General features: G+C 51.9%; 1 protein-coding gene. It reads left to right on the top strand.

Annotated features, from left to right (window positions below; all coding sequences use genetic code 11):
• Positions 1-50: 50 nt before the first annotated feature.
• Positions 51-262: DUF2461 family protein (locus LK536_RS58815; RefSeq protein WP_506092334.1), on the top strand; the 212-nt coding region annotated here is incomplete at its 3' end.

Genomic DNA, 262 nt, shown 5'->3' on the forward strand with positions numbered 1-262 from the left:
TGATAAAACCCGGCGGCCAGTCCTTGTTAGGAGGAGGGCTTTTCACGGATATGTTTAAGGATGCAACCGCCATGATACGGGACCATATCCTTACGCATCCCAGCCAGTGGGAACAGGTTATCCAGTCTCCTGATTTCAAGGAAACCTTCACGGTCAGGGGCATGGCACTTAAAAGTGTCCCCCGCGGCTACGACAGGGAACATCCTATGGCAGAATATCTGAAATTTGAGAGCTGGTACCTGGAGTGTCCGGTCAGCGATTC

Origin of the sequence: Clostridium pacaense (assembly GCF_020709765.2) — a bacterium.
GTDB classification, from domain to species: Bacteria; Bacillota; Clostridia; order Lachnospirales; family Lachnospiraceae; genus Enterocloster; species Enterocloster hominis.